The 17,847-nt window shown below is 71.3% G+C and carries 14 protein-coding genes; 11 read left to right on the top strand and 3 right to left on the bottom strand.

The genetic code is table 11. The features are described from left to right. Positions 1–66: 66 nt before the first annotated feature. The gene (locus U0177_RS03605; protein WP_409569225.1) at positions 67–873 is read right to left on the bottom strand and encodes an alpha/beta fold hydrolase; all 807 of its coding nucleotides are present in this window, start codon (positions 871–873) and stop codon (positions 67–69) included. A 141-nt stretch (positions 874–1,014) separates the two neighbouring features. On the opposite strand from U0177_RS03605, the gene U0177_RS03610 reads away from it, so the two are divergent. Continuing rightward, positions 1,015–1,413 (top strand): hypothetical protein, encoded by a 399-nt coding sequence (locus tag U0177_RS03610; protein WP_409569226.1) that lies wholly within the window; start codon positions 1,015–1,017, stop codon positions 1,411–1,413. Positions 1,414–1,446: 33 nt separating this feature from the next. Here the strand turns inward: U0177_RS03610 and U0177_RS03615 are convergent, their stop codons facing one another. Beyond that, entirely contained in the window at positions 1,447–3,588 is a 2,142-nt protein-coding gene (locus tag U0177_RS03615) for a BTAD domain-containing putative transcriptional regulator (RefSeq protein WP_409569227.1), read from the bottom strand. 229 nt (positions 3,589–3,817) lie between these two features. Between U0177_RS03615 and U0177_RS03620 the strand changes: the two genes are divergently transcribed. The 10 genes from U0177_RS03620 to U0177_RS03665 all read left to right on the top strand — a co-directional run bounded on the left by U0177_RS03620 (position 3,818) and on the right by U0177_RS03665 (position 16,041). Next, on the top strand, positions 3,818–5,638 hold the full coding sequence (locus U0177_RS03620) for a histidine kinase N-terminal 7TM domain-containing protein (RefSeq protein WP_409569228.1): 1,821 nt from the start codon (positions 3,818–3,820) through the stop codon (positions 5,636–5,638). A gap of 78 nt (positions 5,639–5,716) precedes the next feature. Continuing rightward, entirely contained in the window at positions 5,717–7,462 is a 1,746-nt protein-coding gene (gene polX, locus U0177_RS03625) for a DNA polymerase/3'-5' exonuclease PolX (RefSeq protein ID WP_409569229.1), read from the top strand. A gap of 267 nt (positions 7,463–7,729) precedes the next feature. Continuing rightward, a complete protein-coding gene (locus tag U0177_RS03630) occupies positions 7,730–8,143 on the top strand; it encodes an HIT family protein (RefSeq protein WP_409569230.1) in 414 nt (137 codons plus the stop codon). A 36-nt stretch (positions 8,144–8,179) separates the two neighbouring features. Continuing rightward, positions 8,180–9,184: an LGFP repeat-containing protein gene (locus tag U0177_RS03635; protein ID WP_409569231.1), complete on the top strand. Its 1,005-nt coding sequence runs from the start codon at positions 8,180–8,182 to the stop codon at positions 9,182–9,184. A gap of 2 nt (positions 9,185–9,186) precedes the next feature. Next, positions 9,187–9,591, top strand: a complete 405-nt coding sequence (locus U0177_RS03640; protein WP_409569232.1) for a hypothetical protein — start codon at positions 9,187–9,189, stop codon at positions 9,589–9,591. A 345-nt stretch (positions 9,592–9,936) separates the two neighbouring features. Further along, a complete protein-coding gene (locus tag U0177_RS03645; protein WP_409569233.1) occupies positions 9,937–10,926 on the top strand; it encodes a ribose-phosphate diphosphokinase in 990 nt (329 codons plus the stop codon). A 6-nt stretch (positions 10,927–10,932) separates the two neighbouring features. Beyond that, positions 10,933–12,507 (top strand): helix-turn-helix domain-containing protein, encoded by a 1,575-nt coding sequence (locus tag U0177_RS03650; protein ID WP_409569234.1) that lies wholly within the window; start codon positions 10,933–10,935, stop codon positions 12,505–12,507. Between the two features lie 40 nt (positions 12,508–12,547). Further along, complete coding sequence (leuD, locus tag U0177_RS03655; protein ID WP_409569235.1) at positions 12,548–13,054, top strand: 3-isopropylmalate dehydratase small subunit; 507 nt, start codon at positions 12,548–12,550, stop codon at positions 13,052–13,054. Further along, complete coding sequence (locus U0177_RS03660; protein ID WP_409569236.1) at positions 13,051–14,271, top strand: class I SAM-dependent RNA methyltransferase; 1,221 nt, start codon at positions 13,051–13,053, stop codon at positions 14,269–14,271. Before leuD ends, U0177_RS03660 begins: the two co-directional genes overlap by 4 nt. A gap of 30 nt (positions 14,272–14,301) precedes the next feature. Beyond that, positions 14,302–16,041: an SWIM zinc finger domain-containing protein gene (locus U0177_RS03665; RefSeq protein WP_409569237.1), complete on the top strand. Its 1,740-nt coding sequence runs from the start codon at positions 14,302–14,304 to the stop codon at positions 16,039–16,041. 33 nt (positions 16,042–16,074) lie between these two features. Here the strand turns inward: U0177_RS03665 and U0177_RS03670 are convergent, their stop codons facing one another. Further along, entirely contained in the window at positions 16,075–17,475 is a 1,401-nt protein-coding gene (locus U0177_RS03670; protein ID WP_409569238.1) for a DUF4129 domain-containing protein, read from the bottom strand. Between the last annotated feature and the right edge of the window lie 372 nt (positions 17,476–17,847).

Below are 17,847 nucleotides of genomic sequence, written 5' to 3' on the forward strand. Positions count from 1 at the left end.
ATAATCCAAGCGATCAGCCGGAATTGGTATGAGCCGCGCCCGAGAGCAGGTGCATACGGGGAGCTTTCACACCCGCGCAAGGAACTCGCGCACGGCGGCGATGTAGGCCTCGGGGCTGCTGCGGCGAATGGCGTGGCCGACGCCGCCAATATGCGCCACGCTCCCATTGCGCCAGCGCGCCGCCAGGCCAGCCGCGAACTCGGGCGTCAAAAGCGCGCCTAGCACAGGGTCGCCGGTGATCAGCAGGATGGGGCACGCGACCTGTTCGATCAGATCGAACCAGAGCGTGCCGGGGGTATGGATGATCTCGAGCGCGTCGGGCGACACCAGCGCCTTGTCGTCGGCCCACAGCTCGTAGTCGGCGGCCGACCACTGCGGCTGCTCGGCGCGCACCCGCGCGACGCGCTCGGCGCGCGTAAGCGCCTGCTTGGCCTGCAGATCGGCCAGCCAGTCGGCGTACACCGCGCGCAGCAGCGCCGGGCTCACGTCCGCGCCGGCCGGCGGATCCTCGAGCACAATCGCGCGCATGAGCGCCGGGTAGCGCGCGGCTGCCAGCGCGGTGGTGGCTGCGCCCATCGAGTGGCCGATCACCACCGGGCGATCGAGTCCCAGCGCGCCGATCAGCGCGGCCAGGTCGTCGGCCAGCTGGTCGTAGGTATAGCCGGCGGCGGGCTTCTCCGAGCGGCCGTGGCCGCGCGCGTCGTAGATTACCAGATCGTAGCCCTGCCCCAGGCGCTCGAGCACCGGCGCCCAGTACAGCGCGCTGTCGGTGAGGCCGTGCACCAGCACCAGCGGCGGCCCGCCGCCGAAGGTGCGGCGGTAGTGCAGCCGCACGCCATTGATCGCCAGCTCGCCAGTGTGCCACTCAAGCATCGCTTCGCCCCTTTCTCTGCTGCCCGCGCCATGATACCACGGCGCCGGGCACGCCCATTGCTGTGTAGCTGCGCGTGCGCCGCCGTACGCGCCCAGCGCGCGGCGGCGCGCGTGGCAAGCAGGCACGAGGAGGAGGCAACAATGCCCGAGCAGCACACCGAAGACTGGGAGCTATGGTACCCGCAGGCCGCCGCCACGGGGCTACTGTTCGCGCGCGGCCGGGCCGACGCCGGCTTCGCGGCACTGCTGGTGCACGCCGCGCCCGCAGTGCTCACGGCCGTGGTGCGGGCCGCCGACGGCCGCGCGCTGGCCACCGGCACCGACCTGGCGCAGACCGCCGATACGCCGATCGCCCGGCTGATGCGCCGCGGCGGCAGCCTGGAGCGCAGCGATATCTGGCCCGGCCAGGCCGAGATCGGGCTGCCGGTGCTGCTGCCGGGCGGCGAGATCGGCATCCTCACGCAGTGGTGGCACGCCGAGGATCACAGCGAGTGGCGCTGGCAGATCGAGCTATACAACCGCCGCTCTGCCGAAGGCTGAGCACGCCAACTGCGTGTGTCCTAGCTCTATAAGCTACGCGGCGCCCTGCAAGCGCTCGAGCGCCTCCTCGGCGCGCGGGCAATCGCCGGCGGCGGCTGCGAGCGCGCGGCGGTAGCATGTGGCTGCCTCGCCGGGCTGCGCCAGCCGCTCGTAGCACGCGCCGAGCGCCAGCAGCGCGTCGACATACTGGTCGCGCAGCTCGGCGCGGCGCGCCTCGACATAGGTCGAGTCGCCGAAGAACGGGCAGTCGTCCATATAGTCGCCGCGGTACAGCTCGGCCGCCTCGGCCAGCGCGGCGCGCGCGCCCTCGAGGTTGCCCTGGCGCAGCTGCGTATGGCCGCGCTCGGCAGCCACCGCAAACGCGTCGGCGTCGCACCAGGCCACTGCGGCCGGGTCGAACCAGTAGCGCTCGTGATGGTAGGCGATCAGCTTGCTCTCGTTGCCGCGGCGCAGGCCAGGCTCGAGCGTGCGGCGCAGGCCCGCGACGGTACGGTGAAACGCCGTGTCGGCCTTGTCAAGATCGAGGTCGGGCCAGATCACCTCCTCGGCCTCGTCTTTGGTCAGGCCGCGCCCGCGCCGATCGAACAGAAACGCGAAGAGCGCCTCGGCCTGGTAGGTGCCGGCCTTATCGCCACCCCAGCGCTCGATCGGCCGGCCGTCGCGCTCGACGCGCAGCGGCCCAAGCGCGAACACGCGCAGCCCGCCGGCGCCGTCCTGCGGCACTGGCGCGGGCTGGGCGGCCAGGCGCAGCGCCTCGAGCGCCTGGGCTTCGAGCAGCTCCTGCTCGGCCAGAAGCTGGCGGCTCTGCTCGGCCAGGGCCGCCAGCGTCACCTCTTCTTCCTGCTGGGCGCGGATGAGCTTGATCGTGCGCGCCAGGTAGTCGCCGAGCAGACGCAGCAGCGCGCGCTCGGCCTCGCGGAATGGCTCGCCCGAGCGCTTGGCGCCCAGCAGCAGCAGCCCGTAGGTGTTGCCGGCGCGCGCCAGCGGCAGCAGCAGCCGCGCCGCCGGCCAGGCCGCCCAATCGCCGTAGTGCGTCTGCGGCGCATCGGGCACGCGCACCTCGCGCAGCGCAGCCGCGTCGGGCGGGTCGCCGTAGGCCGCCAGCAGCCGCAGGCCCGTGCCCTCCTGCACCGCCACCGCGCCGTGGCGCAGCCCAAGCGTGCGGCAGATCGCCGTAAGCGCGGCCTGGAGCTGGCCCGCCAGGTCGCCGCGCTGGTTCCAGTCGTCGCTCAGCTCGCGCAGCAGGCGCGCGTAGTCGAACTCGCGGTGGAAAAAGCGCCGGTCGATCAGCGCGCCGGCCCAGTCGCGCAGCGGCCCGAACACCGCGATCAGGCCGATCAGCGTAAAGATCGTCACCAGCGGGATCTGCAGGCGCGGCTGGATCACCTGGCTGGCGAACGGCTCGGCCAGCAGCAGCAGAGCGACGTACAGCGCCGTCAGCAGGCCGCCGAGCAGCGAGCGATAGAAGGTGCGCTGCACCACGCGGGCCGGCAGCAGCGAGCGGTAGGCCAGCACCGCGTAGGCCAGCAGCGCCAGCGCCGCGTCCATCAGCAGGTGGCCAAACGAGGGGGCAAAGCCGAGGTTGCGCGCGACGGTAGCCCACAGCGCGCCCACAACGCCCACCACCGCCGATAGCGCGAACAGCGCGCGGCGACGGCGCTCGAGGTCGTCGTCGACGGCGCGGCGATAGCTCAGCCACATCAGCGCCAGCGCGGCCAGCATCGGCAGCGCGCGCTGCGCCGTCCACGGCACCACCCAGCCGCTCGGGAAGCGCAGGCCGCCATTGGGCGCCGTGCGCATAGGGCCGGCCAGCGCGTAGGCGGCCATGGCCAGGCCAACCGCGTAGAACAGCGCCAGCAGCAGCTTCTGCCACCGCGGCGGCGGGCCATCGGCCACCAGCACCAGGATGAAGTGGAAGAACACCGGCGGCAGCAGCACCGTCTCGATCACCTGCGCCAGCTCAAAGGCCTGGCGCGCGAGCGGCGAGCGGCTCAGCGCCGGCAGGAACACCGCCAGGCCATACAGCGTCAGGTGCAGGCACAGCCAGGCAAACGCCTGGGCCGGCCGGTCGCGCGGCGCGCGCACCAGCAAGCTCAGGCCGAGCCAGCAGGCCAGCACAGCCATGAGAAATGCGGGCAGCGCCGGAAACAGCGTCGTTAGAGCAGTCTGCGACATACGCCTCTGCGCGGGCAATATGGCAATACCATCGCTGGCAGTATAGCATTTTTTACCGGCCGCGTTGTGCGCGGGTATCGCCGAATCGGGCGATCTTTGGTATGATGCAATAGCAGCGTATCCAACTGCGGTGCTCGGGCGATAGTAACAGTAACGACGCTCATCCAGCGCAGAGCCATGGCTGCCAGTCGCGATCCCGTGCCGCTCGCCCGCCCTGGAGTTTTTATTGATGCCCTGGCAATATACTGCCTACGCAATTCCACTGCTTGTCGCCACAGCGATCTCGCTGGTGCTGGCCTGGTTTGCCTGGCGCCGCCGCGGCGCGCCGGGCGCGCTGTTCTTCATGGCCATGATGGTCGCGGTGGCGACGTGGTCGCTGGGCTACGCGCTCGAGCTTAGCAGCACCCGGCTGGCGCTGATACTGCTGTGGGCCAAGATCGAATATATCGGCATCGTCGTCGGGCCTCTCAGCGCGCTGCTGCTGGCGCTGGTGCACACCGGCCACACGCGCTGGCTGGCGCGCCGCCGCCTGCTGCTGCTGGCGGCCATCCCGGCCACAACCCTGGCGCTGGTATGGACGAACGAGCTGCACGGGCTGATCTGGCGCCGCACCAGCCTGGCGTTCCACGGCTCGCTGACCATGATCGATATTCAGTACGGCGATTGGTTTCTGGTTCACGCGCTGTACTCGTACTGTATGCTGATGACCGGGATCGGGCTGCTGTTCCAGGCATTTCTGCGGGCGAAACGGCCGTACCGCGGCCAGGCCGCCGTGCTGGTGCTCGGCTGCGCGCTGCCATTGATCGGCAATGCGCTGTACCTCGCGCGCGTGCTGCCATTCCCCCAGCTCGACCTCACGCCGTTCGCGTTTACGCTGGCCGGCGTGCTGTGGGCCTGGGGCATGTTCCGGCTGCGGCTGCTCGACATTGTGCCGGTAGCGCGCGACACGGTGATCGAGAGCATGACCGACGTGGTGATCGTGCTCGACGCGAATAGCCGGATCGTCGACCTCAACCCGGCCGCCCGGCAGCTGATCAACCGCCCCGCCGCCGAGCTGATCGGCAGCACCGCATCCGACGTGCTGCCCGACTGGCCGGCGCTCAGCGCCAACCCCGAGCAGGCCAGCGCCGCGCAGATGGTGATCGACGGCCCGCAGCGGCGCTACTACGACCTGAGCGTCTCGCCGGTGTATGGCCGCCAGCACAGCCTGCTCGGCCGGCTGGTAGTGCTGCGCGATGTCACAGCCTACAAGCGGCTCGAGCAGGAGCTTTACCAGGCCAAAGAGAGCGCCGAGGCCGCCAGCCGGGCCAAGAGCACGTTCCTGGCGAACATGAGCCACGAGCTGCGCACGCCGCTCACGGCTATTCTGGGCTACAGCGAGCTGCTGCAGATGCAGTACCAGAACACCGGCGGCGACATGGGCGCCGACATCGCGCGCATCCAGGCCGCCGGCACGCACCTGCTGGCGCTGATCAGCGATATTCTCGATCTCTCGAAGATCGAGGCCGGCCGGCTCGACCTGTACCTCGAAACCTTCGAGATCACCAACCTGATCGAGCGGGTGTCGAATACGGTGCAGCCGCTGATCGAGCGCAACGCCAATACGCTCGCGGTGTGCTGCCCGGCCGACATCGGCGCCATGCACGCCGACGTGACGCGCATGCAGCAGATCCTGTTCAACCTGCTCAGCAACGCCGCCAAGTTCACCGACCACGGCCGGATCACGCTGACAGCCCAGCGCGTCGGCGAGCTTGGGCACGAGTGGCTGGTGTTCGAGGTGGCCGACACCGGCATCGGCATGACGCCGGAGCAGCTTCAGAACCTATTCAAGGACTTCATCCAGGCCGACCCCTCGACATCGCGCAAGTATGGCGGCACCGGGCTGGGCCTGGCGCTCAGCGGTCGCTTCTGCCGGCTCATGGGCGGCACCATCAATGTCACCAGCCAGGAAGGCAGCGGCTCGGTCTTCACGGTGCGCCTGCCCGCGCTGGTGCAGCGCCCGGTTGCCGAGCCGCTCATGGCCCACGCCGACGGCCACCTGTTCATGTAAGCCGCTCGGCGGGGCGTGTGCATCTTGATCGCCGTGCTATAATACGGCGGAATGAAGCGCGAACACGGGCCGGGAACCATGACAGCGACGCTCACGAACCGCGAGATCGCCGACGTCTTCTACGCCATCGCCGACACAATGGAAGTGCTGGGCGAGGATGTGTTTCGCACCCGCGCCTACCGCCGCGCCGGCGACGCGATCCTCGACCTGGCCGCGCCGCTGGCGCTGCTGCGCGAGCGCGGCGACCTGACCGGCATCCCCGGCATTGGCAAGGCGATCGCCGACAAGATCGGCGAGCTGCTCGACACCGGCCGGCTCGAGTTCTACGAGAAGCTGCGCGCCAAGGTGCCGGCCGGCGTGCTCGAGCTGCTGCGAGTGCCGAATGTCGGCCCGCGCACCGCCGGGCGGCTGTACGCCGAGCTGGGCATCGCCAGCATCGCCGACCTGAAGGCCGCCGCTGAGGGCGGCAAGCTCAACGGCGTGAAGGGCTTCGGGCCGAAGACGGTGGCCGCGCTGCTGCGCGACATCGACGCGGCCGCCACGCGCGACCGCCGCACGCTGCTGAGCGAGGCGCTGCGCGCCGCCGAAAGCCTGCTTGGCGCGCTGCGCGCCGCCAGCCCTGCGGTGGGCGAGGCAGCCTACACCGGCAGCCTGCGCCGCGGCCGCGAGACGATCGGCGACATCGACCTGCTGGCCGCCACCAGCGACCCGGCCGCCACGGTGCAGGCCTTTACCAGCCTGCCGCTGGTGGCGCGCGTCGAGTCGTCGGGCGCCGAGAAAGCCACCGTGTTTCTGCACAACGGCCTGCAGGCCGACCTGCTGGCGCTCGACCCGGCGATGTGGGGCTCGGCGCTGCAGCACTTCACCGGCGGCAAAGCCCACAACATCCGCTTCCGCGAGATCGCGCTGGCCCAGGGCCTGAGCTTCAGCGAGCACGGCTTCAAGCGCGCCGACGGCTCGCTGCTGCTGTGCGCCACCGAAGAGCAAGTGTACGCGGCGGTGGGGCTGCCGTGGATCCCGCCCGAGATCCGCGAGAACGCGGGCGAGTTCGAGGCTGCCGCCGCCGGCCGGGTGCCGCGCCTGGTCGAGCTGGGCGACATCCGCGCCGACCTGCACATGCACAGCGACTGGAGCGACGGCAAGGCCAGCATACGCGCCATGGCCGAGGCGGCGATCGCGCGCGGCTACAGCCACGTCGCGCTCACCGACCACAGCGCCTTCCTCGGCATCACCAACGGCCTCGACGCCGAGCGGCTGCGCAGCCAGGCCGGCGAGGTGGCCGCGCTCAACGCCGAGTACGCCGCCGCCGGGGTGAACTTCCGGATCTTGCGTGGCATTGAAGTTGATATAACCGCCGACGGCGGGCTGGCGCTGCCCGACGACGTGCTGGCCGAGCTGGACGTGGTGGTGGCATCGCCGCACGTGAAGCTGAGCCAGCCGCCCGAGCAGGCCACCGAGCGCCTGCTGCGCGCCATTCGTAACCCGCACGTCGACATCATCGGTCATCCTACGGGCCGGCTGATCGACAGCCGCCCCGGCGCCGAGATCGATATCGACGCGGTGGCGCGCGCCGCCGCCGACACCGGCACGCTGCTCGAGGTGAACGCCGGCCCGGAGCGGCTCGACCTCGACGCGCCAAGCGTGCGGCGCGCGCTCGAGCTCGGCGCGAAGATCACGATCGACAGCGACGCGCACCACCCCGACAACCTGCCCTGGCTGCGGCTGGGCGTGCTGACGGCGCGGCGCGGCTGGGCGCGCGCCGAGGATGTGGCGAACACCTGGAGCCTGGCCGAGCTGCAGCGCTGGCTCGCGCGAGCACGCTAGCACAGCTCGCGTACAACTGGCTGCCGGCCGCAGCCGATAGGATCGCCGGGGCTGCTTACTGTTTACAGGACTGACGCGGTGCGCGTTTTTGCCTTCGGCAGAGCGGTACTTTTGCATGGATGGTGCTGGATTTTGGCGCAAAGCGCCAAAATCCAGCACAAAAGAAAGCGAAGCACCATGCTGCCGCAGGCAGAAGGAGCCGATATCGCAGGCGACCGCGTAAATCCTGTTACTGTTTACTGCCTAGTATAACGAGCGAGGAGCCATATGCCATCGATCTTCTCGCGGATCGTCAGCGGCGACATCCCGGCCATTCGCGTGTACGAGGACCACGCGACGCTGGCGTTTATGGACATCAACCCGGCCGCGCGCGGGCACGCGCTGGTGATCCCAAAAGACGAGCACGCCGACCTGTTCAGCATCCCGCCCGAGACGCTGGCGGCGGTGGCGCGCACGGTGCAGCGCGTGGCGCTGGCTATGCGCGAGGTGCTGCGGCCCGACGGCGTCAACATCATTCAGAACAACGGCGCCGCCGCCGGGCAAACCGTGTTTCACTACCACGTACACATCATCCCGCGCTGGGAGGGCGATAACGCGCTGCGGCTGTGGAAGCCCCAGGCGGCCGACCAGGCCGACCTGCGCACGCTGGCCGAGCAGCTGGGCCAGGCGCTCGCCCGCTAGGGAATTGCATTCGCCGGACATACCAGTGGAGGCCCCATGAGCGACGACTCCATCAACGACGCCGAGCTACGCAAAGCCATCCGCCAGGCCACCCGGCGCCTCGAGCAAAAATCCGAGGCCGAGCGCCGCACGCTGATCCAGCAGGCCGTCGACCAGGCCATGAACGAGGAGCTGGCCGAGAAGCGCATCGAGAGCGAGCGCGTGGCCGAGATTGTGGGCGAGGAGATCGCGCGCGACCCGGCCAAAGAGGCGGTGGCCGCGCGCGAGCAGGCGAAATCGGCCGCGCTGCTGCTGGTGATGCTGCTGCTGATCCTGTGGCTGATCGCCGCCGCCACCGGCCGCACCGACATCCTGCGCTTCAACAGCGCGCCGCCGGCCCAGCCGACGCTGCAGCCGCGCCTGGGCGACGGCGCCGGCGCTTCGGTCGCAAGCGCGGCCAACAACAGCTCGAGCGCGAACATGCCTGGCGTGGGCAGCCTGGCCCAGCCGAACGCCGCGATCAGCCCGGCGTTCCAGTCGTTCTACGACCAGTACGGCGGCGAGCGCGTGTTCGGCCGGCCGATCAGCAACGAGCTGACGGCCAACGGCCGGCGCTTTCAGTGGTTTGAGCGCGCGCGCCTGGAAGATTGGCCCGAGTACGCCAATACGCCTTACGCCGTGCAGGGCGGGCTGCTGGGCTACGAGTTCACCAAGGGCCTGAGCTTCCCCGAGCAGCAATTCTTCGTCAGCACGCCCGACGTGCGCTTCTTCCCCGAAACCGGCCACGGCGTCAGCGGCCGCTTTCTGCAGTTCTGGAACGAGGTCGACGGCATGCGCGTGCTCGGCTACCCGATCAGCGACCAGGTGCAAGAGATGCTGCCCGACAAGCAGGTGTACACCGTGCAGTACTTCGAGCGCGGCCGGATCGAGCACCACCCGCAGCAGGCCGGCACGCCCTACGAGATGCAGCTGGGGCTGCTCGGGCGCGCGCTGTTTCTGAAAGAAAGCACGCCGAATATCATCCCGCCGCCGCAGCCCACCACCGTGCCAATGCAGCAGTAGCCATGATCGACGACGCCGCGCTGGCCGAGTTCGCCGCATCCCACGCGGCCAGCCTCGCCGCCGCGCGACGGCTGATCGAGGCACTGCACGCCGCCGCCGGCACCGACGCGCTGTACGTCTTCTGGAACGCGCGCGGCAGCGCCGCCAACCCGGCCGGCCAGCGCCGCACCCGCACCCTGCTGGCATTCCCCTCGCCCGACACCGCGCTGGCGTTCGCCCAGCGTAACCGGCTGCCCGCGCCGCGGCTGCGCCGGCTTAGCCTGATTCAGCTGGCACAGGCCGTGCTGCGCGAGCCGGCGATCGGCGCGCTGCTGCTGGCCGACGACGCCGAGCCCGCACCCGCGGGGCAGCTGCCCGGCGGCGCGCGCTTCGAGCGCGCCGAGCTGCTGCGGCTGCTGGCTATTTGACAACGCCCTGGTTGTGTGTTTCCATGGTGCCCCCAAAGGGCTGCCGCCATCGGGCCCGGCCCGCTGGGGAGGTTGTGGATACGCTGTTCGCTTGATCACGTATAGAGTGTGTTGCACTACGTGGCTTTGCCACGTAGTGCAACAAAAAAGCAGGGGAGCGGCGAAGCCGCCCCAAACCCCCACCAACGTGTACGTAATCAAGCGGAGTTCGGCGATGACACAAGCCTTGGCCCGCGCCCCGCTGGCCCGCACGCCGCCCCCCGGCTCGGCTGGCGGCAGCGCGGCGCCGCAGCAGAATGCGCGATAGCAGGCACCTACCGGGCGCCCCTGCATCTCGGAGAAACAATGAGCAGCCGCTTCGACGAACTTCGCATCTTCACAGGCAACGCCAACCCCGCGCTCGCACGCTCGATCTGCCAGCGCCTGAGCATCCCCGTGGGCGACATGACCGTCACCTCGTTCTCGAACGAAAATATCTTTGTCAAAATCAACGAGAGCATTCGCGAGAAAGACGTCTTCGTGGTGCAGTCGCTGGGCCTACCGCTCAGCGACCGGATCATGGAGCTGCTGATCATGCTGGATGCCTGCAAGCGCGCCGCCGCCGGCCGCGTGACGGCGGTAATACCGTACTACGCCTACGGCCGCACCGACAAGCGCGACCAGCCGCGCGTGCCGATCACCGCGCGCCTGCTCGCCGATATGATCCAGGTGGCCGGGGCGCAGCAGGTGATCACGCTCGACCTGCATGCCGGCCAGATCCAGGGCTTCTTCAACGTGCCCGTCGACGAGCTGAGCGCGGTACACCTGCTGGTGCGCCACTTCGCCGAGCGCAACTGGCACGATAGCGTGGTGGTATCGCCCGACCTGGGCTTCGCCAAGCGCGCGCGCAACTTCGCCGAGCAGCTGGGCGTGCCGCTGGCGATCGTCGAGAAGCGCCGCATCCAGCAGCTCGACAATATCGACGAGCCGCTCTCGCGGGTGCAGGCCCGTACGCTGATCGGCGACGTGACCGGCAAGCGCTGCATCCTGGTGGACGACGAGATCCTGACCGGCGGCTCGATGATCGAGGCCGCCGATCTGCTGATGGCCCACGGCGCGCGCGAGGTCTACGCTGCGGCGGTGCACGCGGTGCTGGCCGGCAACGCGCTCGAGCGCATGGCCAGCAGCGCCATCCGCGAGCTGGTGACCACCGACAGCCTGGCGCAGCCAGCCGCCCGCGAGTCGCCATTTCTGCGCGTGCTGTCGGTGGCGCCGCTGCTGGCCGAGGTGATCCAGCGCATCCACAGCGGCGTGTCGATCGACACGATCTTCCGGCGGCGCAACCCGGCGTTTTAAACGCATATGGAGCTTCCGCGCCTCAACAGCGCCGAGCTCGTGTCGAGCTTCGGCAACGACCAGGCGGCGCTGCGGCGCTACCGCATTCTGGCAGCGCTGCTGCGCGAGGGCCGGCCGGTGGGCGAGGTCGCGCGCACCTTCGGCATCAGCCGCGAGAGCATCCGGCGCATGCGCCAGGCCTTTGAGCGCGAGGGGCTGGCTGGCCTGCAGAGCCGCAAGCGCGGCGGCGGCCACCTCGCGCGCGAAAGCCCGCTGATCCTCGCCATCCGCCAGGAGCTGAGCGTCGAGCCGGGCATGGCCGCGCCGCTGCTGTGGAAGCGCGTGCAGGCGCGCCTGCGCGCAGCCGGGCACGCCGCGCCGCGCTCGACCTTCTACCGCCTGCTGGCGCAGCTGCGCGACGCCGACGCCGACGCAGCGCGCGAGCCGGTGCGGCTGCTGCGCGATGCCCTGGCCGACCTGCTCGAAGACCCGCCGGTGGCGCTGGGGCGCGGCGAGCTAGCGCTGCTGCTCTTGCCCGACGAGCGCGACCCGCTTGGCCGCGGCCGGCGCCTGCGCGACGCGCTGCGCGCCGCGATCAACCGGCTGCGCCCGGCCGAGGCCGGCCCTGTGCTCGACGACCCGCGCTGGCGCCACTACCTGATCATCGCCGGCGAGTACGAGACCGGCGAAGACCGCGCGACGCTGCAGGAGGCGCTGGCGCTCAGCACCAGCACCTACAGCCGCGCCAAGCGCGAGGCGATCGAGCGCCTGGTGGCGCTGCTGCCTGCCGCGCTCGGTGATCTGCCCTCGGCCGAGCCGCCGGAGGCGCTGATCGCGCCGCCGCCACCCGCCGACGACTTCAGCCACGAGGCCGAGCTGGACCAGTACATGGCGCGCCTGCGCCACGGCGGCCTGGCGCTGATCTGGGGGCCGGCCGGCGTGGGCAAGCTCGCGCTGGCGGCCACGCTGGCCGCCCGGCTGCAGGCGCGCGGCCAGAAGGTGATCTGGCACACCTGCCGGCCGCCCGAGGCCGAAACCAACGCCGGCCTGCGCCTGCTGCTGGCGCTGGCGGCCGGCCTGGCGCTCGAGGGCCGGCGCGATCTGTGGCAGGCCTTTGGCACCGGCGAGGCAGCCTCGCTGGCGCGCCGGCTCGACCTGCTGGCCGAGGGTCTGGCCGGCCGCCGCTGGACGGTGATCGTCGCCGAGAGCCAGTGGCTGACTGGCGACGAGGCCGACCGCGTGCTGGATGTGCTGACGGTGGCCCAGGCCCGCCGCGACATCCGCCTGGCGCTGGTAGGCCGCAGCCTGCCCGGCTGGGCCGAGCCCGAGCGCTGGCCGGCGCTGCCGTTCCCCGGCGACGGCGCGGCGCGGCGCGTGTTCCTGGCGCGCATGGCCGACGCGCCGGCCAGCCTGGCCCGCCCGGCGAAGACGCTGGCCGGCACGCTGCGCGAGCGCGTGGCCGAGCTGCTGGCGGCGCTGCCCGACGAGCTGCTGGCCGACATGCCGCCCGAGCAGCTGGCGCAGCTGCTGGTGGCGCTGCGCCCGCTCGACGAGCTGGCCGAGCGCCTGCGCGCCGCGCTGCGCCCGCCCCCGGCCGAGTGACACCGCGTAAGCCCTGCTCGGAGATGCTATACTTACGCCTATGGTGCTCTACGGAACAACGCACCGCGTTGGCGACGGCGTCGGCGCCGACGCGATCATCGCGCCCGAGCTGCGCGGCGCGGGCGACCCTGCGGTGCTGGCGGCGTACTGCCTGGCCAGCGCCGACCCTGGCATTGCCGAGGCCGCGCGCGAGGGCGATGTGCTGCTGGCAGGCGCGGGCTTCGGGGCCGGCGACGACCCCGAGCCCGCCGTGCTGGCCCTGCAGGCCGCCGGCTTCGCGGCGATCGTGTGCGCAGGCGCCGACGCCGGCTTTGCGGCTGCCGCGGCGAGCTACGGCCTGCCCGTATTGGAATGCCCAGCGGCCCTGAGCATCGCGGCGGGGCGGGTTGTGCGGCTGGATCTGCTGGCGGGCACGATCGCCGATCGCGCCACCGGCGCGGTTTTTCACACGACGCCCTGCCCACCCGAGCTGGTGGCGGCCGCGCGGCGGGCGCAGCTGCTGGCGCGCATGCGCCGGGTTGCCGATGAAGAAGGGTTCGACGGATGACGCTCACGCCCAAGCTGTTTCGCCGCCAGGTTGTCGACGCGGCGCGCGCCGGCGAGCCGGCCACGCCGATCTGCCAGCACGCGCCGCCGCTGGGGCTGTGCGGCGGCTGCACATTCCAGGATCGCAGCTACGCCGCGCAGCTGAACGCCAAACACGCCGCGCTGCGCGCGCTGTGGCAGGCCGACCTGCCGGCCGATGCCATCGCGCGCGTCGGGATGGTCGGCTCGCCGAGCCCGTGGGCCTACCGCACGCGCATGGACTACGTGGCGAGCAAGGATCGCTTTGGGCTGCGGCGCGGCGGCAAGTTCAACTATATCGTCGACCTGCACGAGTGCCACCTGATCCCGCCCGCCGCGTTCGCGACCGCGCGCGCGGCCTACGCGCTGGCCACCGAGCTGGGCCTGCCCGACTACAACCTGCGCTCGCACGAGGGCTTTCTGCGCTACGTGGTGGTGCGCCGCAGCCCCGACGACGCGCTGCTGCTGGCGTTTGTGACCGCCGCGCCCGACGCCGAGGGCCACTACGCCGCGAGCGTCGGGCGGGTGGCCGAGCACGCGCTGGCCCTGCCGGGCGTGGCCGGCTTCCACTGGCTGGTGAACGACACGCTCACCGACATCTCGTTTGGCGCGCCGCTGCGCCACTGGGGCGCCGAGCTGCTCGAGATGCGCGTGGGCGCGCACCACCTGGCGATCGGGCCTAACACGTTCTTCCAGAACAATGTGCACCTGCTGCTGCCGCTGCTCGACGATGTGGCCGCGTCGGCGGCGGCCGGCCACGCGCGCCCCGAGGCCGTCGCCGACCTGTACGGCGGCGTGGGCACGATCGCGCTGCACCTGGCCGGCGGCGTGGGCCACGTGACGTGCGTCGAGTCGTTTGGCGAGAGCGCGGCGCTGGGCGAGCGCAACATCGCAGCCAGCGGGGCGCAGAATGTGCGCATGCTCTGCCAGGATGTGCCGGCGTTCCTGCGCGAGCAGCCGGCCGGCGCGTTCGACGTGGTGGTGGCCGACCCGCCGCGCGCCGGCATGGGGCCAGAGGCGTGCCGCGAGCTGCTGCGGCTGCGCCCGCGGCGGATCGTGTATGTGTCGTGCAACGCGCTGACGCAGCTGGAAGACACGCGCGCGCTGTCGGCGGGCTACCGCGTGGCCGAGCTGCGCGGCTACGACATGTTCCCGCAGACGCCGCACCTCGAGGCGCTGGCGGTGCTCGAGCGGCGCTAAGGCGATCGGGAAAGAAAGGGGCCGCCAGCCATGAGCACGCTGCCAAAGCTCGCCGAAGCCGATATCCGCGCCTGGGTCGGGCAGCGCTCGTTTGAGCGCGCCCGCGCCTACGCCAGCGACGGCTCGCTGTTCAACTTGCGCCGCCAGGGCGACACGCTCAAAGCACAGTGCCAGGGCAGCCTGCCGCGGCCCTACAGCGTGGAGGCGACGCTCGGCGCGGGCGGCATCGAGGCGGCCGATTGCAGCTGCCCGGTAGGCGATGGCGGCCTCTGCAAGCACGTCGGCGCGCTGCTGATGCGCTGGGTCAAGCAGCCCGCCGCGTTCGCCGAGACCGAGACGCTTGACGCAGCGCTGGCACGCCGCAGCCAGGCCGAGCTGGTCGCGCTGATCCGCCAGATGATCGCGCGCTACCCCGACCTCGAGCTGCTGCTCGAGCTGCCGGCCGCCAGCGACACCCGGCCGCTCGACACCGACGTGCTGCGCCGCCAGGTGCGCGCGGCGATCGACAGCGCCGGCGACCGCTGGGACGGCTCCTACGACGCGGCCAGCCAGCTCGAAAGCGTGGTGGAGGTTGGCGCGGGCTACCTGCGGCGCGGCGACCCGATCAGCGCCGCTGCGGCCTACGAGGCCACCGCCCGCGAGATGCTCGAGCACTACGAAGAGTTCGACGACGAAGAGGGCGAGATCGGCGAGCAGGTGAACGAGTGCGTGCGCGGCATGGCCAGCTGCCTCGGCCAGATCGCCGGCGCGCGCGAGCGCGAACGCCTGCTGCGCGGCATTTTCGAGATCTACCTGTGGGATGTCGAGTATGGCGGCATCGGCATTGGCGAGGAAGCGCCGGCGATCTTGACCGCGCAGACCACGCCGGCCGAGCGGGCGCTCGCCGCCGATTGGGTGCGCGATGCACTGCCATCCGGCAGCAACTGGAGCAGCAACTGGCGGCGCCAGACGCTAGGCGGCCTGCTGCTGAAGCTCCAGCGCGAGAGCATGGACGACGAGATGTTCATGCGGATCTGCCGCGAGACCGGCCGCACAGACGAGCTGGTGGCGCGGCTGCTTAGCCTCGGCCGGCTCGGCGAGGCGCTGGCCGAGATCCGCGCCCTCAACGACAGCCAGCTGCTCGACATGGCCACGCTTGTGCGCGAGGCGGGCTATGCCGACGCGGCCGAGCAGCTGGTGCGCGAGCGGCTGCCGAGCGCCGAGCGCGCCACCCCGCTGACCGAGTGGCTGAAAAACGTGGCGCGCGAGCGCGGCGACCTGGCCGAGGCGCTCGCGCTGTGCGAGGCGCTGTTCTGGGAGAACCCAACGCTGGCGCGCTACGACGAGCTGATGCGGCTGGCGCAGCAGCACCACAGCTGGGCCGAGCTGCGCCCTCAGCTGCTGGCGCGCCTGGCCGACGAAGGCAAGTACACGCTGCTGACCGAGCTGCACCTGCAGGCCAACGAGATCGAGCAGGCGCTCGAGACGCTGCCGATGGTGGTGGGCTGGGGCGTATATAGCGAGGTGCCGCTGAGCATCCGCGTGGCGCAGGCCGCCGAGGAAAGCCACCCGTTTGAGGCCATCCCGCTGTACGCCGAGGCCGCCGCACAGCTGATCAGGCAGCAGGGCCGCGCCAACTACGCCACGGCCGCGCGCTACCTCGCCCGCATGCGCGATATCTACCAGCGCCTCGGCCAGCCGGAGCCCTGGCGAGCGCTGATCGCGGCCACGCGCGAGCAGAACAAGCGCCTGCGCGCGCTGCAAGAAGAGCTGACCAGCGCCGGCCTGTAGGCGGCTGCCTGCTCGCTCCCTGCTTCCGCCATCCTACTGCTTCGCGCGCGGCTGCTGCCGGTCGGCGCGCTCGATCGCGCCCCAGGCCTGCTCGGCGGCATCGGCCTCGGCCGCAGAAACGCCGGCGGGGTCGTAGCGCGCGCGCTCGTAGGCCTCGCTGAGCCGCGCGACCGGCTGCGCGGCCGGCGGGAGCATGGCCTGGGCCGCAGGCGAATACTCGCGCGCGGTGTGCGGCGAAGGGCGCGGCTGGCCGCGCGCCTCGCCCACCAGCAGCAGCCGGATGTAGCTGCGCCTGACGCGGCTGGCCGGGTCGGCGCCGCGCAGCCGCGCCAGCGCCTCGCGCAGCCCGCCCGGCGGCGGCGCTGGCCGCATGCGCCCCAGCAGCCCGCGCAGGTCGTTGGCCAGGCCGCCCCAGCTCCACAGCGACTCGCGCTCTTCGTCGGGTGCGCCGGCGCGCCGCCGCCGCCGCCGCACGAAGTACAGCAGCGCCAGAATGATCGCGATCGGCAGCACGGCGAAGAACGCGCGGATCAGCACCTGTACCCACGGCGGGAAGATCGCCAGCAGCCCGCCGGCCGCAGGCACCACCTGGTCGGCCGGCAGGTTGACCTGGGGCGGAAGCACGTCGAAGATCCGCTCGAGGTGCAGCAGCCGGAACAGCCACTCGAACAGCCCGGCCAGCAGGTACAGCAGCGGCGCCAGCAGCAGCGCCAGCAGAAGCACCAGCCCCTGCCAGAGCAGCTGGAGCATCAGCGCCGCCTCGCGGCCAAACAGCGCGCCGACCGCCACGCCGGCCACGATCACCAGCACGATCGCGCCTGCCAGCGTCAGCAGCCCGCGCCAGCCCATGCGCTGCAGCTCGGACTCGCGCTCCTCCGAGGCGCTGGCCAGCGCGATCGCCAGCAGCCCGACCGCGAAAAAGCCCAGCACCTCGGTCGAGGCCAGCTCGGCCAGCGCCAGGTGGCCGCCGCTGGCGAAGAAGCCGCCCAGCACGATCAGCATCAGCACGATCGTGGCAGTGCGGAACAGCCGGTGCAGGCTGACGCTGTCGTGCAGCGCCAGGCGCGTGCCGCGCCAGAAGCAGTACAGCCCAACCAGCAGGCTCAGGTAGGCCACCCCGGCGCCGGCGCCGCCAGGCGCCAGCAGCAGCCCCAGCGCCGCGCCCCAGCCCGCCAGCGGCCCGGCGCTGCCCAGCACCAGCGCCTTCACCAGCCACAGCGCCGCCGCCAGCCCCAGGCCCACCATTGCCAGGCCCTGGCGCGCCGGCCGCACCCGCCGCAGCACCAGCCAGTCGGCCAGCGCGCCGGCCAGCGCCACGACGATCAGCGCGCCCCAGGCGTCGCGCTCGGCCAGCGTCAGCAGCAGCGCCGCCGGCGTGGCCTCGGCCGCCGCAAGGCTTAGGAAGTAGATCAGCCGCTGCCATGAGATCAGCATGGTGCGTGTTCCTGTGGTGTTTGCGATCTTCTGTGCTGGGATTCTCGCTCTGCTCTCCGCGCTCTCGCTCCCCCGCTCTCTCGCTCTGCGCCTGAGTGCTTTCGGGGGCTACGCGCCCCGTGCCCCGCGGCAGAGGGCGGCCGCCCGCCCTCTGCACTCCCCGCGCTGAGGCTTCGCCCCAGACCCCGTAAAAGAATGCTGTCTCTGTCATTACGCCTGTGGCGTATGCCTCGTGGCAAACCGACACTGTATTGTGCGCCGCAAGGCATGCGCGTACGGCGTTGATGCTGGCACGGCCTTTCCCGTAGGGCGCGCATCGTGCGTGCCTTCTCCCTCTCCGCGCCTGCGCGGCCCCCGTCGCCCTGCGAGGGC

Origin of the sequence: Kouleothrix sp. (genome assembly GCF_046328425.1) — a bacterium.
Classification (GTDB): Bacteria; Chloroflexota; Chloroflexia; order Chloroflexales; family Roseiflexaceae; genus Kouleothrix.

Excerpts from the sequence above, each read along its gene's own strand:
- U0177_RS03610 (WP_409569226.1), top strand. The coding sequence starts at position 1,015 with ATGCCCGAGCAGCACACCGAAGACTGGGAGCTATGGTACCCGCAGGCC.
- U0177_RS03645 (WP_409569233.1), top strand. The coding sequence starts at position 9,937 with ATGAGCAGCCGCTTCGACGAACTTCGCATCTTCACAGGCAACGCCAAC.
- U0177_RS03665 (WP_409569237.1), top strand. The coding sequence starts at position 14,302 with ATGAGCACGCTGCCAAAGCTCGCCGAAGCCGATATCCGCGCCTGGGTC.
- U0177_RS03650 (WP_409569234.1), top strand. The coding sequence starts at position 10,933 with ATGGAGCTTCCGCGCCTCAACAGCGCCGAGCTCGTGTCGAGCTTCGGC.
- U0177_RS03620 (WP_409569228.1), top strand. The coding sequence starts at position 3,818 with ATGCCCTGGCAATATACTGCCTACGCAATTCCACTGCTTGTCGCCACA.
- U0177_RS03635 (WP_409569231.1), top strand. The coding sequence starts at position 8,180 with ATGAGCGACGACTCCATCAACGACGCCGAGCTACGCAAAGCCATCCGC.
- U0177_RS03615 (WP_409569227.1), bottom strand. The coding sequence starts at position 3,588 with ATGTCGCAGACTGCTCTAACGACGCTGTTTCCGGCGCTGCCCGCATTT.
- U0177_RS03630 (WP_409569230.1), top strand. The coding sequence starts at position 7,730 with ATGCCATCGATCTTCTCGCGGATCGTCAGCGGCGACATCCCGGCCATT.
- U0177_RS03670 (WP_409569238.1), bottom strand. The coding sequence starts at position 17,475 with ATGCTGATCTCATGGCAGCGGCTGATCTACTTCCTAAGCCTTGCGGCG.
- U0177_RS03605 (WP_409569225.1), bottom strand. The coding sequence starts at position 873 with ATGCTTGAGTGGCACACTGGCGAGCTGGCGATCAATGGCGTGCGGCTG.
- U0177_RS03660 (WP_409569236.1), top strand. The coding sequence starts at position 13,051 with ATGACGCTCACGCCCAAGCTGTTTCGCCGCCAGGTTGTCGACGCGGCG.
- polX (WP_409569229.1), top strand. The coding sequence starts at position 5,717 with ATGACAGCGACGCTCACGAACCGCGAGATCGCCGACGTCTTCTACGCC.
- leuD (WP_409569235.1), top strand. The coding sequence starts at position 12,548 with ATGGTGCTCTACGGAACAACGCACCGCGTTGGCGACGGCGTCGGCGCC.
- U0177_RS03640 (WP_409569232.1), top strand. The coding sequence starts at position 9,187 with ATGATCGACGACGCCGCGCTGGCCGAGTTCGCCGCATCCCACGCGGCC.